This window comes from Mesorhizobium sp. M0615 (assembly GCF_040320805.1).
Lineage (GTDB): Bacteria > Pseudomonadota > Alphaproteobacteria > Rhizobiales > Rhizobiaceae > Mesorhizobium.
Map to the genome: position 1 here is coordinate 159,505 of NZ_JAMYQI010000006.1, position 17,454 is coordinate 176,958.

The following is a 17,454-nucleotide window of genomic DNA, read 5'->3' on the forward strand; positions in this document are numbered from 1 at the left end:
CGCACCAAAGTCCGGTTGCGACGGTGCGCCCTCTTGCCTGCTTCCGCGCGTTGCCATATCGATTTGTCTTACAAATACGGAGACCATGATGGCAGGCGCCCCCACCGGAAAGAAGAAATTTCGCTCGCAGGAGTGGTTCGACAATCCCGACAATCCAGGCATGACCGCGCTCTACCTCGAGCGCTACCTGAACTATGGCCTGACGCGGGCCGAGCTGATGTCGGGCAAGCCGCTGATCGGCATCGCCCAGACCGGCTCGGATCTGTCGCCATGCAACCGCCACCATATCGAGCTCGCCAAGCGCGTGCGCGAAGGCATCGTCTCGATGGGCGGCATCCCCTTCGAATTCCCGTGCCATCCGATCCAGGAGACCGGCAAGCGTCCGACCGCGGCACTCGACCGCAACCTTGCCTATCTCGGCCTAGTCGAAGTGCTCTACGGCTATCCGCTCGACGGCGTCGTGCTGACCATCGGCTGCGACAAAACCACGCCGGCGCTGCTGATGGCGGTGGCCACCGTCAATATTCCGGCCATAGCACTTTCGGTCGGACCGATGCTCAATGGCTGGCACAAGGGCAAGCGCACGGGATCGGGCACCATCGTCTGGGAATCGCGCCAGCGCCTCTCGGCCGGCGAGATCGACTATGACGAGTTCATGGACATCGTCGCCTCATCGGCGCCGTCGACCGGCTATTGCAACACCATGGGCACCGCCACCACGATGAACTCGCTGGCCGAGGCGCTCGGCATGCAATTGCCGGGCTCGGCCGCCATTCCCGCACCCTATCGCGAGCGCGGCCAGATCTCCTATGAGACGGGCAAGCGCATCGTCGAGATGGTGCATGAGGATCTGAAGCCGTCCGACATCATGACGCGCAAGGCCTTCGAGAACGCCATTGTCGTCAATTCGGCGATAGGCGGCTCGACCAACGCGCCGATCCACCTCAACGCGATTGCCCGCCATCTCGGCGTGCCACTCACCAATGACGACTGGCAGACGGTCGGCCTCCATGTGCCGCTCATCGTCAATCTGCAGCCATCGGGCGAATATCTCGGCGAAGACTATCACCATGCCGGCGGCGTGCCGGCTGTGGTGGCCGAACTGATGAAGGCCAAGCTGCTGCCTTATCCCGAAGCCATGACGGTCAACGGCAAGACGATCGGAGACAATTGCAAGGATGTCGCCAACGAGAACACCGACGTCATCCGCACCGTCGCCGAGCCGCTGAAGGCCAATGCCGGCTTCATCAACTTCACGGGCAATCTGTTCGATTCCGCAATCATGAAGATGAGCGGCATCTCGCCGGAATTTCGCGAACGCTATCTCTCCAACCCGAACGACCCGGAAGCCTTCGAGGGCAATGCCATGGTCTTCGATGGTCCCGAGGACTACCACGCCCGCATCGACGATCCGGCGCAAGGCATCGACGAGCACACCATCCTGTTCATGCGCGGCGCCGGCCCGATCGGCTATCCCGGCGGCGCCGAGGTCGTCAACATGCAACCGCCAGCCTATCTCATCAAGAAGGGAATTCACGCGTTGGCCTGCATCGGCGATGGCCGCCAGTCGGGCACGTCGGGCTCGCCCTCTATCCTCAACGCTTCGCCCGAAGCCGCCATTGGCGGCGGCCTGGCGCTGCTCAAGACAGGCGACCGTGTGCGCATCGATTTACGGAAAGGCACTGCCAACATCCTCGTCTCCGACGAGGAAATCACGCGCCGCCGTGCCGAACTGCAGGACGATGGCGGCTATCACTATCCCAAGCACCAGACGCCATGGCAGGAAATCCAGCGCTCCATGGTCGACCAGTTCTCGGAGGGCATGGTGCTGAAGCCGGCGGTGAAATACCAGGACGTCGCCCATACCAGCGGCGTGCCGAGGGACAACCACTAAGCGTTGCAAGTTTGGTGAAATCGAAGGCGGCTTGCCATCGGGTAGGCCGCCTTTTCTCATGGCAACGCTCTTGTATCGATTGGGCCAAGTCTACAGATACGTCGTCTGACAGGTCCTGCACGAGGGATAACACCCATCAATGACGAAGCGGCGCTCTTCCCTCGGTTTCCTCGGCATGTTCGGCCGCTCGGGTGACTTGCGGGAACTGGACAACGCGCTGCGCGGCGCCGATCTTCATCCGGCGATTGTTCCCGAGGGGGTAAAGCTCACCATCGTCAATTTGATGAAGGATCGTTGGCCGGACGAGCCGCCGCCCGACGCCTACCGGTCCGTGGCGCAGCTGTTCGGCTTTTGCATCGCGGGCCCACAAACCTTCGAGCAGGCCAATGGGCCGGAGCGGCGGCTGGAGGCTGAGCGCCGCATCGAGGCTGCGCTTGAAACCGGCGACAGCCTGGATGCCCAGATCGTGTTGATGGCGCTGCATGGCAAGCTGATCAGCGCCGAAGTCGTCGAGCGCTTTGGGCTAAGTGCGGACTGACCTTCGTAAGGTGAAGCTTACCCGCCCATGCCGCTGCGTGGCAGCTTGATCATCTCGCCGAAGCGGGCACGCAATTTGTCGTCGAGCAGCTTCGGCACATGGCGCGGGAAGCGCTCGGCCAGCACGCGCTTCTTTTCGATGATCGCCCGCTGCAAGATGTCGGGCCGGCCCTTCTCGTTCCATTCCTTGGGCGAAAAGCGGTCGCCGACGGCAGGATAGAAATACTCCGTCTGCATCAGGCGCAGCGTCTGCTCATTGCCGAGATAGTGGCCTGGGCCATTCATGCAGACTTCGGTGATGGTGTCGATCGACAGCGCTTCGTCGGTCACTTCGATGCCGCGCACGCAGCGCAGGCAGTGGCCCAGCATGTCATTGTCGATGATCAGGCTCTCCAGGCAAAAGCCGAGCAGCGAGGCATGCATACCCGCCGATTCGTAGACCAAGTTGAGGCCGGCAAGACCGGCCATCACATCGGTGATGCCCTTTTCATAGCCGGACTGGATGTCGGGCAGTTTCGAATCCGTCATGCCGGCGGCCGAACCGCCCGGCAGATCGTAGAACTGCGCCATCTGCGCACAGGCCGAAGTCAACACTGCCTGCTCGGCCGAGCCGCCCGACATGGCGCCGGTCCTGAGGTCGGAGACGAACGGCCAGGTGCCGAAGATCGCCGGATGCCCGGGCTTGATGGCGTTGACGTAGATGAGGCCGACCAGCACTTCGGCCACCGCTTGCACCACAGCGCCGGCAATTGCCGCCGGAGCGGTGGCGCCGGCCTGGCCGGCCGATAGAAGCAGGATCGGAATGCCGCCTTCGACGCAGGCTTCGAGCACGCCGCAGGCGTCCTCAGCGAATTTCATCGGCGGCACGACGAAGCAGTTGGAATTGGATACGAACGGCCGCGCGCGAAAGTTCTCTTCGCCGCCGGCGATCGCATAAAGCATTTCCAGCGCCGGCTGCACGTTCTCGCGCACCGTGAACGAGGTGCCGACATGCTTAGACGTGCCCATCACGCAGGCGTAGAGCGTGTTGAAGTCCATTTCGAGCGGATCGGGAATGTCGCGCGGCACCATCGGCCGCTGGAAGAAATGGATGTTGTCGAGCCCTTCGACGAGGCGAGCGGCATCATAAATGTCCTGCACCAGCGACTCGCGGTATTCGCGCTTTTCGGCATCGACCAGATGCACCGCCGCACCCGCCGTGCCGTAATGCACGCGCTTGCCCTGGATCAGCATGTCATGCCTCGGGTCCTGGCCGTGCAGCGTAAAATTCCGCGCGGCTCGTCTGATCGTGTCCATCACAAGCCCACGTGGGAAACGGACGCGGCCGTCATCGCCATAGACGGCGCCGACCCCGGTCAGCGCCTCGATGCAGGAGGGAATGGCATTGGCGAAGCCGACGGTCTCCAGCAGCGTCAGCACCGCTTCATGGATGCGCTCCTGGTCGTTCTGGTTGAGCGGCCCGTAGCTGCCGCCTTCGAGGCCGGCGCGCACCGGCCGGATATCGTCGGCAAGCGGTGCGGCCCGCATGGCGCGGCGCGCTTCGCGCCCGCCGGATCGGCGCGAACGCTGGTCGGCTGATGCATCTTTAGGAGCCGCATCCTGCTTCTCAACAGCCACTGACATGGGGGGCACTCCACCTTTAGCTTGCGAAACACGACGCGATGATTGGTCCACCGTCGGCTTGCTTCGTCCCTCTGTCAGCCGACTATGCCGTTGCCATTGGCCCAGCCTATGGGCCAGTCAACGCAGCCGAGTATGCCAGAGAGCTAATGCAGAATGTTGGTGATCACGCCAAGGGCCGGGGCTGTTCAAAGCTCCGGCACAGGCAAATCAGGCTGCCGCGGGCCTGCGTCCGGCTGCAGTCGCGAGCTCGCGAATACCCGGCTCGATGTGCTGCAGTGCGATCGAGGAAATGCCCAAGCGCATGAAACGCGACGGCTTTTCGGTGCGATCGAAGAAGCGGTCGCCCGGCTCGATGATGACGCTGCGCGAGGCCGCGGCCTCGGCCAGTCCACGTGAATCGGTGCCGCGCGGGCCTTCCAGCCAGAGCGATGTGCCGCCGGCTGAATCGGTCGAGCGCCATTCCGGCAGGAATGCGGAAATCGCATGGACCAGACGCTTGCGCCGCTCGTCGAAGGCCGACGACAGCCGCCGCACCAGCGCCTCGTGATGGCCGAGCGACAGGAACAGCGCTACCGCGCGCTGATTGTTGGCCGGCGGGTGCCTGAGCATGAAGCGGCGCAGCGCCCTGAGCTCGGAGATTAGTCCAGCCGAAGCGACGATGTAGCCAAGCCGCAGGCCCGGAGCCAGCGTCTTCGACATCGAGCCGACATAGACGACGCGACCCGAGCGATCGAGGCTCTTCAGCGCCTGCTGCGGCGCCTCGTCGAGAAGCTGGCTGTCATAGCCGTCCTCGATGATGATCTGGTTGTGGCGGTTGGCGCGCGCCAGAAGGTCCTGCCGCCGCTCTGCCGACAGCGGCACCATGGTCGGGCAATGGTGGCTGGGGGTGACGAAGACAAAGCCGGAATCGTTGGGGATGGACGAGGTGACGATGCCGGACTGATCGACCGGAACCGGCTGGATTTCGGCGCCTGCCAGGCGGAAGATCGAGCGCGCGTCGGGGTATCCCGGGTCTTCCATCGCGACCTTGGAGCCCTTTGTCATCAGCAGTGTCGCCAGCATATAGAGCGCGTTCTGGGCGCCGAGCGTGACGATGATCTCGTCCGGATTGGCGAAGATGCCGCGCCGCGGCAACAGCCGCGCCTGGATCTGCTCGATCAAGAGCGGATCGTCGCGGTCGACCATGTCCGAGGCCCAGTTGCGGATCTCAAGCACGGCCAGCGCCATGCGATTGCACTCACGCCATTCGGCGGTCGGGAACAATGCCGGGTCGAACTGGCCGTAGACGAAGGGGTAGGACGACTTGATCCAGTTGTCGTGCTTGGCCGGCGGCGGCATGTCGCTGGCAGCGATCTGCCGGCGTGCCTTCCAGTCGATCTCGTTTTGCTGGTCCGGCGCCTTCTGGTGCGGCTTGGCGGGGGTGGCCAGCACATCCGGATTGACGAAATGGCCGCGCCGTTCGCGCGCCACCAGGAAACCTTGGTCGACCAATTGCTGGAACGCCAGCACCACAGTGCCGCGTGCGACGCCGAGTTTTTCAGCCAGGATGCGGCAGGACGGAAGCGGCATCGAAGCGGCGATCTGCCGGTCGAGAATGGCGGCGACGATCGCCTGACGGATCTGCGCCTGCAGGGTCTGGCCCGATTCCGCCGAAATCCGGAACAGGCCGGACCATATGGCCGTGTCGTTACGCTGTGGCATGGAAGGTGTTCCTCGATGGCCAGTCTTTTTTGCTTGGCTGGACCAGCGGAAGGTAACCGTGGCACAAGGGGTTGCGCCAATCAATTTTTCTGATCGCTGGGATTTATGCCAGTGATCTATGCGCGACGCGCAGCGTCGTCGCATCCCCGGGTGACGCTTGCGTCATCCCGCAGCGCGGACGCCCGCGCGACGCGAAGCGTCGTCGCGCCTCACTATCCCCAGCGCGACGCGCAGCGTCGTCGCTACTCCCATCACATCATCCAGCGCGACGCGCAGCGTCGTAGCTCCATCACATCGCACTATGCTGCACTGCGTCATCCCCACGCATTGAAACATGGGGAATTCGGCTCAATAAGATCAGCGCGACGACACGCGCCGGAAACATCCGGTCTGATAAGATGTCGTGAAAAACGATCAGGAGCCGGCAGTGGATCATTCCTCCTTCGACAAACAGCTTGTCGCCTTGCGTGCTGCGCGCGCGGCGGCATCGGGCACGATGCGCGAGGCGTTTGCCGCGGACCCCAAGCGCTTCGAGACATTTTCGGCCAGCGACGGCGACCTTTTGCTCGACTGGTCGAAATGCGCGGTCGACCAGCGCACGATGGAACTGCTCGAGAAGCTCGCCGCCGCCGCCGATCTCGAAGGTCGCCGGGCCGCAATGTTTTCCGGCAAGAAGATCAACATCACCGAGGATCGCGCCGTGCTGCACACGGCGCTACGGAACCTCTCGGGCAAGGGCGTCACGGTCGATGGCCAGGACGTCAAGGCGGATGTGCTGTCCGTGCTCGACGCCATGGGCGCTTTCGCCGATGCCATTCGCTCCGGCAAGGCCGCCGGCGCCACCGGCAAGAAAATCACCGACATCGTCAACATCGGCATTGGCGGCTCCGATCTCGGCCCGGCCATGGCGACGCTGGCGCTGGCGCCCTATCACGACGGCCCGCGCGCGCACTACGTCTCCAACATCGACGGCGCCCATATCCACGACACGCTGAAGGGCCTGTCGGCCGAAACCACTCTGTTCATCATCGCCTCCAAGACCTTCACCACGGTCGAGACGATGACCAATGCCGAGACGGCGCGCGAATGGGTGCAGAAGGCGCTCGGCAAGGAAGCAGTCGGCAAGCAATTCGCCGCCGTCTCGACCGCGCTCGACCTGGTGGCGAAATTTGGGATTGAGGCCGATCGCGTGTTCGGCTTCTGGGACTGGGTCGGCGGCCGCTATTCGCTGTGGGGCGCCATCGGCCTGCCGGTGATGATCGCCATCGGCCCGCGCAACTTCCGCGCCTTCCTCGATGGCGCGCATGAGATGGACGAGCACTTCCGCACCGCACCCCTGCAGAAGAACCTGCCGGCGCTGCTGGGGCTGGTCGGCTGGTGGCATCGCGTGATCTGCGGTTATCCGGCGCGTGCGGTCATCCCTTATGACCAGCGCCTTTCCAGGCTGCCGGCCTATCTGCAGCAGCTCGACATGGAATCGAACGGCAAGGGCGTCACCCTCGACGGCACGCCGGTGACGACGCCGACCGGACCGCTGGTCTGGGGCGAGCCCGGCACCAATGGCCAGCACGCCTTCTTCCAGCTGCTGCACCAGGGCACCGATTTCATCCCGGTCGAGTTCCTTGCCGCTGCCGTCGGCCATGAGCCTGATCTCAAGCACCAGCACGATCTACTGCTTGCCAATTGCTTGGCCCAATCGGAAGCGTTGATGAAGGGCCGCACGCTGGACGAGGCGCGCGCGCAGATGCTGGCCAAGGGCATGAAGCCGGCCGATGTCGACAGAATAGCCCCGCACCGTGTCTTCTCCGGCAACCGCCCGTCGGTGACGATCCTCTACCGCAAGCTCGACCCGCGCACCTTCGGCCGGCTGATCGCGCTTTACGAGCACCGCGTCTTCGTCGAAGGCACTCTGTTCAACATCAATTCCTTCGACCAATGGGGCGTCGAGCTCGGCAAGGAGCTGGCGACCGGCCTGTTGCCAGTCGTGGAAGGCAAGGAGAGCGCCGACAAGCGCGACGCATCGACGGCCGGGCTGGTGGCGCGCATCCAGCAACTGCGGGGGGCTCAATGAAAAATCCGGCCGACATCAAGGGCATCTTGTTCGACAAGGACGGCACGCTTGTCGATTTCAACGCGACCTGGCTCGGCATCGCCGATTTCATGGCCATGGACGCCGCCGAGGGCGATCGCTGGAAAGCCGACAGGCTGCTTTCGGCGGCGGGCTTCGATTTTGTCGCCAAGCGTTTCAAGCCGGATTCCATCTTCGCCTCGGGCACCAACATGGATGTCGTCGAACTATGGTTCCCGCGCCTGTCCGACGAGGACCAGATGCTGGCCGTCGCCCGCTTCAACGAGATCACCTCGGTGCAAGGCTCATCGATGGCGGTGGCCCTGCCCGGCATCGTCGCGGCGCTGACGGCTCTGCACAAGCGATCCTACCGGCTCGGCGTCGCCACCAACGATTCGACTGCCGGTGCCGAAAAGACCATGGTCACGCTCGGCGTCGCCCAGCTGTTCACCGCCGCCTATGGCTATGACGCGGTCGCCAATCCGAAACCGGCGCCGGACACGATCGTCGCCTTTTGCGACCTGACCGGGTTGAAGGCGTCCGAGATCGCCATGGTCGGCGACAACCGCCACGACCTGGAGATGGCGCGTGCTGGCGGCTGCGGCCTGGCGGTCGGCGTGCTCTCCGGCACCGGCACGCGTGAATCGCTGTCGGCGATCGCCGATGTCGTTTTGGATTCGGTCGCCGATTTGCCAGACTTTCTCTCGGCGCGGGTCAAGGAGACGGTCTGAAGGGGGCCTGGGGCAAACTCAATTCGACTCGAGATTTCCCGCCAATGGCCGCGTTGGGCGAAGCAGCCCATGAAAACTATGGAGCTTCTGGTTTGTTTTCGGACACAGTGGGCCACTCATCAGCAGAGCAAACGTACCCGCATTTGCCGCACCTGATCTTGGCGCTTGCGTTATCGATGTCTTCGCCCGGCTGAAGGTCGAAGCCGCGATTTTCGCACTTTGGGCAAACTGTGAAACCGATACGTTGAACAACTTTAATCCACGCCATTCGACTTCTCCTATCAACGGCTAATCGAATCTATTTTCTGCCCCTTGAGGTTTGTCCACAATGAGTAGAATCCGGCCATTCAGAGCGACTGGGCTTTGCCGCGTCGCGCTAGCAAATCTTCCGGCTCGAACCAAAACACACCGCTCAGCCTGCCCGCAGCGCCCTTCGCGTCACCGAAGTCCGGCACTTGATATTCCGCAACCAACCGAAGCCGCGACAGCGGCAGATCGGCGCGGCGGGGGTCGCCGACCAGCACTTCGATGCCGGCTGCCAGGCAGCGGTCGAGGAACGGAATAACTCGTATCGCAACCTCGCGGCCGTAGAACACGTCGCCGGCAAGCACGAGGTCGACGGCCGGCGGCGGGCCTGTGGTGATGTCCTTGTCGACAATGGTGATCTCGACGCCGTTGGCCAACGCGTTGAGGCCGATCGCGGCGACGCCGTTGCGGTCGATCTCCGCCGCGATCACCGCGCTGGCGCCGGCCTTGGCGGCGGCGATGCCGACGAGGCCGGAGCCGGCGCCGAGATCGAGCACGCGTCGGCCGGCTACGCTTTGCGGATGGTCGAGTATATAGCGCGCAAGCACCGCCCCGCCGGCCCATGGATAGGCCCAGTAGGGCGGCGGTGGCTGAGGCGCGTCGTCGACTGGCTCAACCGCATCGTCGTCCGCGCCTTGGTGCGGGTCGACAAGCCGCCTCAGGCCGCTGCCGGGATGAGCCGTGTAGAGTTGGATTTCAGGAAGTGCTGGAACAGGCGCAAGCCGCAGGTTCGCCCTGATGAACACTACTGCATCGGCACGCCGACTATCGTCCGCCATCCCGCCGTCGCCAGGCTCGCCGTTCAAATTTATTCCCGCAGCGCCCGGCGCAAAATCTTGCCCACCGGCGTCTTCGGCAGTTCGGTTCGGAACTCGATGTATTTCGGCCGTTTGTAGCCGGTCAGGTTCTCGCGGCAATAGGCGGTCAGTGCCTCGACGGTCAGCGCCGGGTCCTTCTTGACCACGAACAGCTTCGGCACCTCGCCCGAATGCTCGTCCGGCACGCCGATCGCCGCCACTTCGAGCACGCCCGGATGCTGGGCGACGACTTCCTCGAGTTCGTTGGGATAGACGTTGAAGCCGGAGACCAGGATCATGTCCTTCTTGCGGTCGACGATCTTGGTGTAGCCGCGCTCGTCCATGAAGCCCATGTCGCCGGATTTGAAAAACCCGTCCTTGGTCATCACCTTGGCGGTCTCGTCCGGCCGGTTCCAGTAACCGGCCATGACCTGCGGCCCGCGAATGCAGATCTCGCCGACCTCGCCGAGCGGCAGGTTGTTGCCGTCATCGTCGCGGATGACGATCTCGGTCGACGGCAGCGGCAGGCCGATCGTGCCGGTGAAATTGCTGTCGCTGAACTTGTTGGCGGTGGCCACCGGCGAGGTCTCCGACAGCCCGTAGCCCTCGGTGATCGAATTGCCGGTCAGCGCCTTCCAGCGCTCGGCAACCCCCTTCTGTACCGCCATGCCACCACCCAGCGTCATGATCAGCGGCTTGAAGTCGAGCTTGCGGAAATCCTCGTTGTTGAGCAGCGCGTTGAACAGCGTGTTGAGGCCGGGGAAAATGTGCATCGGGTATTTCTGCAGCTCCTTGACGAAGCCGGGAATGTCGCGCGGGTTGGGAACGAGCACGTTCTGGGCGCCCTGCTGCATGCCCATCAGCGCGTTCACCGTCAGCGCGAAGATATGGTAGAGCGGCAGCGCGCAGATGAAGTTGAGATGCGCCGGTTTCGGCTTGATCGCATAGGCGTCCTGCAGCCACAGCGTGTTCTGCGCGACATTGGACAGCACATTGGAGTGCAGCAGCACAGCACCTTTGGAAATCCCCGTGGTTCCGCCGGTATATTGCAGGAAGGCGACGTCGCTGGCCTCCATCTTGGCCGGTTTGAAGGCGATGCCGGCGCCGGCCTTCACCGCCGCATTGAACTTGACATGGCCGGGCAGCGACCAGGCCGGCACCATCTTCTTCACCCGGCGCACGACCAGGTTGACGATCGTGCCCTTGAGGCCGCCGAGCATGTCGCCCATCGCCGCGACCACCACATGCTTGACCGCCGTCCTGGCAATCACCGCGTCCAGGGTGCTGGCGAAATTCTCCAGAATGACGATCGCCTGCGCGCCAGAATCCTTGAGCTGGTGTTCGAGCTCGCGCGGCGTGTAGAGCGGATTGATGTTCACCACGACATAGCCGGCGCGAAGCACGGCCATCATTGCCACCGGATATTGCAGCACATTCGGCATCATCAGCGCCACGCGTGCACCCTTCTGCAGGCCCTTCGATTGCAAATATGCGCCGAAGGCGGCCGATTGCCGCTCGAGTTCGGCATAGGAGATCGACTTGCCCATGCAGACGTATGCCGGCTGGCCGGAAAACTGCTTGCAGGCGCCGACGAGGAAGTCGCCGATCGAACTGTAGGGCAGGGCGCCGATCTCCGCCGGCACGACTTTCGAATAGCTTTTTAGCCATGGCTTTTCCGGCAAGCCCGCGGCAAGCGCCGTCAGCGTATTCGGCAGTTTTTTGGCCGCGCCCGGCGACGGCTTCGAGGCGGGCTTCGCCGCGGCTGTCTTGGCGGCTGGCGGCTGGGCGGGCTTTGCAGCGGGTGCTGTCTTCGCCGCGCGCTTGACCGCAGGTTTCGCCGCCGGCTTGGCGCTTGCCTTCGCCGGCGTCGAGATTGCCGTTGGCTTGACGGCGGGAGTGGCTTTGGCCGGTGGCGCTTTCGACTTGAAGGCAGCGGCGGCCGGTTTTGAAGCTTTCGCCGCTTTTGCTTTCGCCGGGGCCGTTGTCTTTGTTGCTTTCGCCACCTCTAGCCTCCCTCAGTCGTTCTGTTGCCTGCTCCATGCTGCGCCGCCTCGATGTGGTGAGGCGTCCTCCGCTGCAGCGATGTCGCGGATTCCCGGAAAATCCAGCGTGTCATCTATCTATTGCGACTATCGGCGGGCGTGCAAGTCTTGCCCCAGCGGCAGGACGGCAAAGATTTGCCGTCGAAATCCTTCCCGCGATGCCAGCTCAGGCAATGCCGTCCTGTCATCTCGGTGGCGAAACCCAGGCTTGTGGATTTTTGGCTTACGATTGCTGCGATCAATGAAAAAATGCGGTCGTTAACAATCCCGTGATTAGCAGATTTTGCTATTTCTTTCTGTAGTTCGTCAAAGACCGAGAAATATTTTCTGCTTACGGTGGGGTAGGCAAACAGGGTGTTCCAAAGCCGGAAAAACGGTGCTTATATGCGCGCTTCGCGAGCCTATAGAGGGGCTTGGAAGAACATCAGGGAGTGCTCAATGAAAAAGAAACTGACTTTTGCAGCCGCGTTGCTGGCTGCAAGCGTCCTCGGCGGTGTGGCCAATGCCAAGACGCTGGTCTATTGCTCGGAGGCCTCGCCGGCCAACTTCGACCCGGGTACCACGACGGGCGGCAACGACTTCGACGCCTCGTCGCGCACCGTCTATTCGCGCCTGGTCGAGTTCAAGCATGGCGGCACCGAAGTTGTGCCCGGTCTCGCCGACAAATGGGAGATTTCGGACGACGGCCTGGTCTATACTTTCCACCTGCATCCGGGCGTGAAGTTCCAGACGACGGATTTCTTCAAGCCGACGCGTGATTTCAATGCCGACGACGTCGTCTTTTCGTTCGATCGCCAGTTCAACAAGGAAAACCCCTGGAACGGCGAGAAGTACCTGCCGAACCTGACCTGGGACTACTACACCGGCATGGACATGCCGAAATACGTAGCCAAGTGGGAAAAGGTCGATGACCTGACCGTGAAGCTGACGCTGACCGAGCCGAACGCGCCGATGCTGGCCAATCTCGGCATGGACTTCGCCTCGATCGTGTCGAAGGAATATGCCGACCAGCTGGAAAAAGACGGCAAGATGGCCGACTTCTCGACCAAGCCGGTCGGTACAGGTCCGTTCCAGTTCGTCGACTACCAGCTGGATTCGGTCATCCGCTATGCGGCCAACCCGGACTACTTCAAGGGCAAGGAGAAGATCGACGATCTCGTCTTCGCGATCACGCCTGACGCCACCGCCCGCATCCAGAAGGTGCTCGCCGGCGAATGCGATATCGCGCCCTATCCGAATCCTGCCGACATCGGCACGATCAAGGCCAACGCCGACGTGACCCTGATGGATCAGGCTGGCCTCAACATCGGCTATATGAGCTACAACACCACCATCCCGCCGCTCGACAAGCCTGAAGTGCGCCATGCGCTCAACCAGGCGATCGATCGGGAATCGCTCATCAAGTCGCTGTTCCAGGACGCCGGCGCCACGCCGGCCGTAAACCTGATCCCGCCGACCATGTGGTCGTGGAACAAGGACGTGAAGTCCGACGCCTATGATCCGGAAGCAGCCAAGAAGGTGCTGGCCGATGCCGGATTGAAGGAGATCCAGCTTTGGGCCTCCGACCGCGTCCGTCCCTACAACCCGAACTTCCAGCGCGCCGCCGAACTGATCCAGGCTGACTGGGCCAAGGTCGGCGTCAAGGCGGAAATCGTCAGCTACGAGTGGACGAAGTACCGCGAAGAAGGCAAGAAGAAGGAACGACCGGGCGCCTTCCAGATCGGCTGGACCGGTGACAATGGCGATCCGGACAATTTCTTCGCCACGCTGTTCGCCTGCTCGGCCATCGGCGTGTCGAACTACTCCAGCTGGTGCGACAAGGACTTCGAGGATCTGATCCAGAAGGCCAAGAAGACCAGCGACCAGGCCGAACGTACCAAGCTCTATGAAGAGGCGCAGGTTGTCTTCCAGAAGCAGGCTCCGGCCTTCCTCATGGCACACAGCCAGGTCTACGCAGTCGTGCGCAAGAATGTCAGCGGCTTCATGATGGACCCGCTCGGCATTCATCGCTTCGACGGCGTCGACAAGGCCGAATAGAACTGTTAGGCGGGCGGCGCGCAATCAGGCGCCGCCCGCTTTTCAAGATGCTCCGATATCTCCTAAACAAAATCGTCTTGGTGCTGCCGACGCTGATCGGCATCACCATCTGCGCCTTCGCTTTCGTCAGGCTGCTGCCCGGCGATCCCATTCTTGCCATGGCCGGCGAGCATGGCGTGTCGCCCGAGCGTTACGCGGAACTGAAGGAACAGTTCGGCTACAATTTGCCGATCTGGGAGCAATACGCGCATTATGTCCGCGATGCCGCGACCGGTAATTTCGGCGTGTCGATTTCGTCCAAGCGGCCGGTCATCGAAGATTTCATGACGCTGTTCCCGGCAACCATCGAGCTCTCCGTCTTCGCCATGATCTTCGCCATGGTGCTGGCCATACCGGCCGGCATCATTGCTGCGGTCAAACGCGGCTCCTGGTTCGACCAGGGGCTTATGGGCACCGCCCTCGTCGGCTATTCCATGCCGATCTTCTGGTGGGGCCTGCTGCTGATCATCTTTTTCTCCGGCTATCTCGGCTGGACCCCGGTTTCAGGCCGCATCGGCCTTCAGTTCTTTATCAAGCCGATCACCGGCTTCTTGACCCTCGACAGCCTGCTCTACGGCAAATGGGATGCTTTCCGCTCGGCATTGAGTCACCTGGTGCTGCCGACAATTGTGCTCGGCACCATCCCGCTGGCGGTGATCGCGCGCCAGACGCGCTCGGCCATGCTCGAAGTGCTGGGCGAAGACTATGTGCGGACCGCCCGCGCCAAGGGCCTGTCGTCGTCCCGCGTCATCGGCGTGCATGCGCTGCGCAATGCGCTGATCCCGGTGGTCACCACCATCGGCCTGCAGGTCAGTACCCTGCTCGCCGGCGCCATTCTCACAGAAACCATCTTCGCCTGGCCGGGCATCGGCAAGTGGATGGTCGAATCCATATCCAAGCGCGACTATGTCGTCGTGCAGTCAGGCTTGCTGCTGATCGCCCTTATCGTCATGGCGGTGAACCTGATCGTCGACGTGCTTTATGCCGTCATCAACCCGCGCATCAGGGCGGCGTGATGAGCCAGTCGACCGAAATCGCCCCGATGGCCGCCGGCAACCCTGACCGACTGACCGGCTTCAGGACTTTCTGGCACTATTTCTCGGTAAACCGCGGCGCCGTCATCGGCCTGTTCGTCTTCATCCTTTTGGTGCTGGCCGCGCTCTTTGCACCGCTGCTCGCGCCCTATGCGCCCGACATCCAGGACAAGACCGCTTTCTTGCGTCCGCCGGCCTGGCAGGCAGGCGGCAGCATGGAATATCTGCTTGGCACCGACGCGGTCGGCCGCGACATGCTCTCGCGCCTGCTCTATGGCGCGCGTTTCTCGCTGCTCATCGGCGCCGTCGTGGTCACGCTGGCGCTTGTCGGCGGCATCACGCTCGGCCTTTTGGCTGGCTATTTCCGGGGCTGGGTCGACGTGGCGATCATGCGGGTCATGGATCTGATCCTGTCCTTCCCGTCGCTGCTCTTGGCGCTGGTTCTGGTCACCATCCTCGGCCCCGGCCTGTTCAACGCCATGCTGGCCATCGCGCTTGTCCTGCAACCCCACTTTGCCCGTCTGGTGCGCGCTGCCGTCATGGCCGAAAAGAGCCGCGAATATGTGGTCGCCGCCAAGGTCGCCGGCGCCGGCCATATAAGGCTTATGCTGCGCACCATCCTGCCCAACTGCCTGGCGCCGCTGATCGTGCAGGGCACGCTGTCCTTCTCCAACGCCATCCTGGAGGCGGCCGCTCTCGGCTTTCTCGGCCTTGGCGCCCAGCCGCCGACACCGGAATGGGGAACCATGCTCGCCTCGGCGCGTGAATTCATCCTGCGCGCCTGGTGGGTGGTGACCTTCCCCGGTCTGGCCATCCTCATCACCGTGCTTGCCATCAACCTGATCGGCGACGGTCTGCGCGATGCGCTCGATCCGAAGCTGAGGAGGTCGTAATGGCGCTGCTCGACATCCGCAATCTCGTCGTCGAGTTCCAGACCGCATCCGGCCCGTTCCGCGCGGTCGATGGCGTCTCGCTCCATGTGAACGAACGTGAAGTGCTGGCCATCGTCGGCGAATCCGGCTCCGGCAAGTCGGTGTCGATGCTGGCTGTGATGGGACTGTTGCCGTGGACGGCGACGGTCACTGCCGACCAGATGAGCTTCAACGGTCGCGATCTTCTGAAGATGAGCCCGGCCGACCGTCGCAAGATCGTCGGCAAGGACATGTCGATGATCTTCCAGGAGCCGATGGCCAGTCTCAATCCGTGCTTCACCGTCGGCTTCCAGATCGAGGAAGTGCTGCGCTTCCATATGGGCATGGACAAGGCCCAGCGTCGCGAGCGCGCCATCGAATTGCTGACGCAGGTCGGCATTGCCGAGCCGGCCGAACGGCTGAACTCGTTCCCGCACCAGATGTCGGGCGGCCAGTGCCAGCGCGTGATGATCGCCATCGCCATCGCCTGCAATCCCAAGCTTCTGATCGCCGACGAGCCGACCACCGCGCTCGACGTTACCATCCAGAAGCAGATCCTCGACCTGCTGGTCTCGCTGCAGGTCAAATACGGCATGGGCCTGATCATGATCACCCACAACATGGGCGTCGTCGCCGAGACCGCCGACCGCGTCATCGTCCAGTACAAGGGCCGCAAGATGGAAGAGGCCGACGTGCTGTCGCTGTTTGAATCGCCGAAGAGCAATTACACCCGCGCGCTTTTGTCGGCGCTGCCGGAAAATGCCGTCGGCGACCGGCTACCGACCGTCGCGGACATGCTGTTCGAACCGGCTGCCGGGGGCGTCTGATGAGCATCAAGGTCGTCGAAGGCAAGGACATCGTGCGCGACTATCACGTCGGCGGCGGCCTGTTTCGCGGCGCGCGCACCGTGCATGCGGTCAAGGGCGTCTCGTTCAGCGTCGACAAGGGCAAGACGCTGGCCATCGTCGGTGAATCGGGCTGCGGCAAGTCAACGCTGGCGCGCATCATCACGCTGATCGATCCGGCAACGTCGGGCGAACTGTTCATCGACGGCAACAAGGTCGACATCGCAAGGAACGGCCTGACCAGGGAGATGCGCCGCAAGGTGCAGATCGTCTTCCAGAACCCTTACGGATCGCTCAATCCGCGCCAAAAGATCGGAGATGTGCTGGGCGAGCCGCTGCTCATCAACACCGACAAGCCGGCCGAAGAGCGGCGCGACCTCGCCATGAGGATGCTGAAGAAAGTCGGCCTCGGAACCGAGCACTACAATCGCTATCCTCACATGTTCTCGGGCGGCCAGCGCCAGCGCATCGCCATTGCCCGCGCGCTGATGCTGAACCCGAGCCTGCTGGTGCTTGACGAACCGGTCTCCGCGCTCGATCTTTCGGTGCAGGCGCAGGTGCTCAACCTGCTCGCCGACCTGCAGGACGAATTCCAGCTGACCTATGTCTTCATCAGCCACGATCTGTCGGTCGTGCGCTACATCGCCGACGATGTGATGGTGATGTATTTCGGCGAAGCCGTCGAATACGGCTCGCGCGAGGAGGTCTTCGCCGACCCCAAGCACAACTACACCAGGACGCTGTTCGCCGCGACGCCGCGCGCCGACGTCGCCTCGATCAAGGCGCGGCTGGCGAAGAAGAAGGCCGCCTGACCTCCCACCGAGAATTGTTTTTGAACAATCGGAAATGCGTCGCGGCGGTGGTTTGCCGGCAGGATTGATCGCAATCT

General features: G+C 62.8%; 13 protein-coding genes. 9 read left to right on the forward strand and 4 right to left on the reverse strand.

The genetic code is table 11. The annotated features are described in order from the left end of the window. Positions 1 to 88 precede the first annotated feature (88 nt). Positions 89 to 1,894, forward strand: a complete 1,806-nt coding sequence (locus NKI46_RS12275; protein ID WP_352746400.1) for an IlvD/Edd family dehydratase — start codon at positions 89 to 91, stop codon at positions 1,892 to 1,894. A gap of 139 nt (positions 1,895 to 2,033) precedes the next feature. After that, positions 2,034 to 2,432 carry a hypothetical protein gene (locus NKI46_RS12280; protein ID WP_023696770.1) on the forward strand — a complete coding sequence of 133 codons (399 nt, stop codon included), beginning with the start codon at positions 2,034 to 2,036 and terminating at the stop codon, positions 2,430 to 2,432. 17 nt (positions 2,433 to 2,449) lie between these two features. Here NKI46_RS12280 and NKI46_RS12285 read toward each other — a convergent pair whose 3' ends face one another. Together NKI46_RS12285 and pdxR are read right to left on the reverse strand one after the other, a co-directional pair. Then, positions 2,450 to 4,054, reverse strand: coding sequence for a trimethylamine methyltransferase family protein (locus tag NKI46_RS12285; protein ID WP_023696769.1), 1,605 nt, complete (start codon positions 4,052 to 4,054; stop codon positions 2,450 to 2,452). Between the two features lie 207 nt (positions 4,055 to 4,261). Then, positions 4,262 to 5,755, reverse strand: coding sequence for a MocR-like pyridoxine biosynthesis transcription factor PdxR (gene pdxR, locus NKI46_RS12290; protein ID WP_023669484.1), 1,494 nt, complete (start codon positions 5,753 to 5,755; stop codon positions 4,262 to 4,264). A 427-nt stretch (positions 5,756 to 6,182) separates the two neighbouring features. Here pdxR and pgi point away from each other — a divergent pair, with 427 nt between their 5' ends. Together pgi and NKI46_RS12300 are read left to right on the forward strand one after the other, a co-directional pair. Continuing rightward, positions 6,183 to 7,826 carry a glucose-6-phosphate isomerase gene (pgi, locus tag NKI46_RS12295; protein ID WP_502896811.1) on the forward strand — a complete coding sequence of 548 codons (1,644 nt, stop codon included), beginning with the start codon at positions 6,183 to 6,185 and terminating at the stop codon, positions 7,824 to 7,826. Further along, positions 7,823 to 8,554: an HAD family hydrolase gene (locus NKI46_RS12300; RefSeq protein ID WP_023709202.1), complete on the forward strand. Its 732-nt coding sequence runs from the start codon at positions 7,823 to 7,825 to the stop codon at positions 8,552 to 8,554. The genes pgi and NKI46_RS12300 overlap by 4 nt, the downstream gene beginning before the upstream one ends. Positions 8,555 to 8,901: 347 nt before the next feature. Here the strand turns inward: NKI46_RS12300 and NKI46_RS12305 are convergent, their stop codons facing one another. Together NKI46_RS12305 and NKI46_RS12310 are read right to left on the reverse strand one after the other, a co-directional pair. Further along, positions 8,902 to 9,639 carry a class I SAM-dependent methyltransferase gene (locus NKI46_RS12305; protein WP_050593122.1) on the reverse strand — a complete coding sequence of 246 codons (738 nt, stop codon included), beginning with the start codon at positions 9,637 to 9,639 and terminating at the stop codon, positions 8,902 to 8,904. A gap of 29 nt (positions 9,640 to 9,668) precedes the next feature. Beyond that, positions 9,669 to 11,660 (reverse strand): long-chain fatty acid--CoA ligase, encoded by a 1,992-nt coding sequence (locus tag NKI46_RS12310; RefSeq protein WP_023738157.1) that lies wholly within the window; start codon positions 11,658 to 11,660, stop codon positions 9,669 to 9,671. A 477-nt stretch (positions 11,661 to 12,137) separates the two neighbouring features. Here NKI46_RS12310 and NKI46_RS12315 point away from each other — a divergent pair, with 477 nt between their 5' ends. The 5 genes from NKI46_RS12315 to NKI46_RS12335 are packed head-to-tail and all read left to right on the forward strand — an operon-like array spanning position 12,138 to position 17,377. Then, positions 12,138 to 13,736 carry an ABC transporter substrate-binding protein gene (locus NKI46_RS12315; protein WP_023669491.1) on the forward strand — a complete coding sequence of 533 codons (1,599 nt, stop codon included), beginning with the start codon at positions 12,138 to 12,140 and terminating at the stop codon, positions 13,734 to 13,736. 47 nt (positions 13,737 to 13,783) lie between these two features. After that, complete coding sequence (locus NKI46_RS12320) at positions 13,784 to 14,791, forward strand: ABC transporter permease subunit (RefSeq protein WP_023703511.1); 1,008 nt, start codon at positions 13,784 to 13,786, stop codon at positions 14,789 to 14,791. Between the two features lie 26 nt (positions 14,792 to 14,817). Further along, a complete protein-coding gene (locus NKI46_RS12325; protein ID WP_050485757.1) occupies positions 14,818 to 15,702 on the forward strand; it encodes an ABC transporter permease subunit in 885 nt (294 codons plus the stop codon). Continuing rightward, on the forward strand, positions 15,702 to 16,547 hold the full coding sequence (locus NKI46_RS12330) for an ABC transporter ATP-binding protein (RefSeq protein WP_023738158.1): 846 nt from the start codon (positions 15,702 to 15,704) through the stop codon (positions 16,545 to 16,547). Before NKI46_RS12325 ends, NKI46_RS12330 begins: the two co-directional genes overlap by 1 nt. After that, positions 16,547 to 17,377 carry a dipeptide ABC transporter ATP-binding protein gene (locus tag NKI46_RS12335; RefSeq protein ID WP_023682050.1) on the forward strand — a complete coding sequence of 277 codons (831 nt, stop codon included), beginning with the start codon at positions 16,547 to 16,549 and terminating at the stop codon, positions 17,375 to 17,377. The genes NKI46_RS12330 and NKI46_RS12335 overlap by 1 nt, the downstream gene beginning before the upstream one ends. The last annotated feature ends 77 nt before the right edge of the window (positions 17,378 to 17,454 follow it).

Excerpts from the sequence above, each read along its gene's own strand:
- NKI46_RS12275 (WP_352746400.1), top strand. The coding sequence starts at position 89 with ATGGCAGGCGCCCCCACCGGAAAGAAGAAATTTCGCTCGCAGGAGTGG.
- NKI46_RS12280 (WP_023696770.1), top strand. The coding sequence starts at position 2,034 with ATGACGAAGCGGCGCTCTTCCCTCGGTTTCCTCGGCATGTTCGGCCGC.
- NKI46_RS12285 (WP_023696769.1), bottom strand. The coding sequence starts at position 4,054 with ATGTCAGTGGCTGTTGAGAAGCAGGATGCGGCTCCTAAAGATGCATCA.
- pdxR (WP_023669484.1), bottom strand. The coding sequence starts at position 5,755 with ATGCCACAGCGTAACGACACGGCCATATGGTCCGGCCTGTTCCGGATT.
- NKI46_RS12300 (WP_023709202.1), top strand. The coding sequence starts at position 7,823 with ATGAAAAATCCGGCCGACATCAAGGGCATCTTGTTCGACAAGGACGGC.
- NKI46_RS12305 (WP_050593122.1), bottom strand. The coding sequence starts at position 9,639 with ATGGCGGACGATAGTCGGCGTGCCGATGCAGTAGTGTTCATCAGGGCG.
- NKI46_RS12315 (WP_023669491.1), top strand. The coding sequence starts at position 12,138 with ATGAAAAAGAAACTGACTTTTGCAGCCGCGTTGCTGGCTGCAAGCGTC.
- NKI46_RS12320 (WP_023703511.1), top strand. The coding sequence starts at position 13,784 with ATGCTCCGATATCTCCTAAACAAAATCGTCTTGGTGCTGCCGACGCTG.
- NKI46_RS12325 (WP_050485757.1), top strand. The coding sequence starts at position 14,818 with ATGGCCGCCGGCAACCCTGACCGACTGACCGGCTTCAGGACTTTCTGG.
- NKI46_RS12330 (WP_023738158.1), top strand. The coding sequence starts at position 15,702 with ATGGCGCTGCTCGACATCCGCAATCTCGTCGTCGAGTTCCAGACCGCA.
- NKI46_RS12335 (WP_023682050.1), top strand. The coding sequence starts at position 16,547 with ATGAGCATCAAGGTCGTCGAAGGCAAGGACATCGTGCGCGACTATCAC.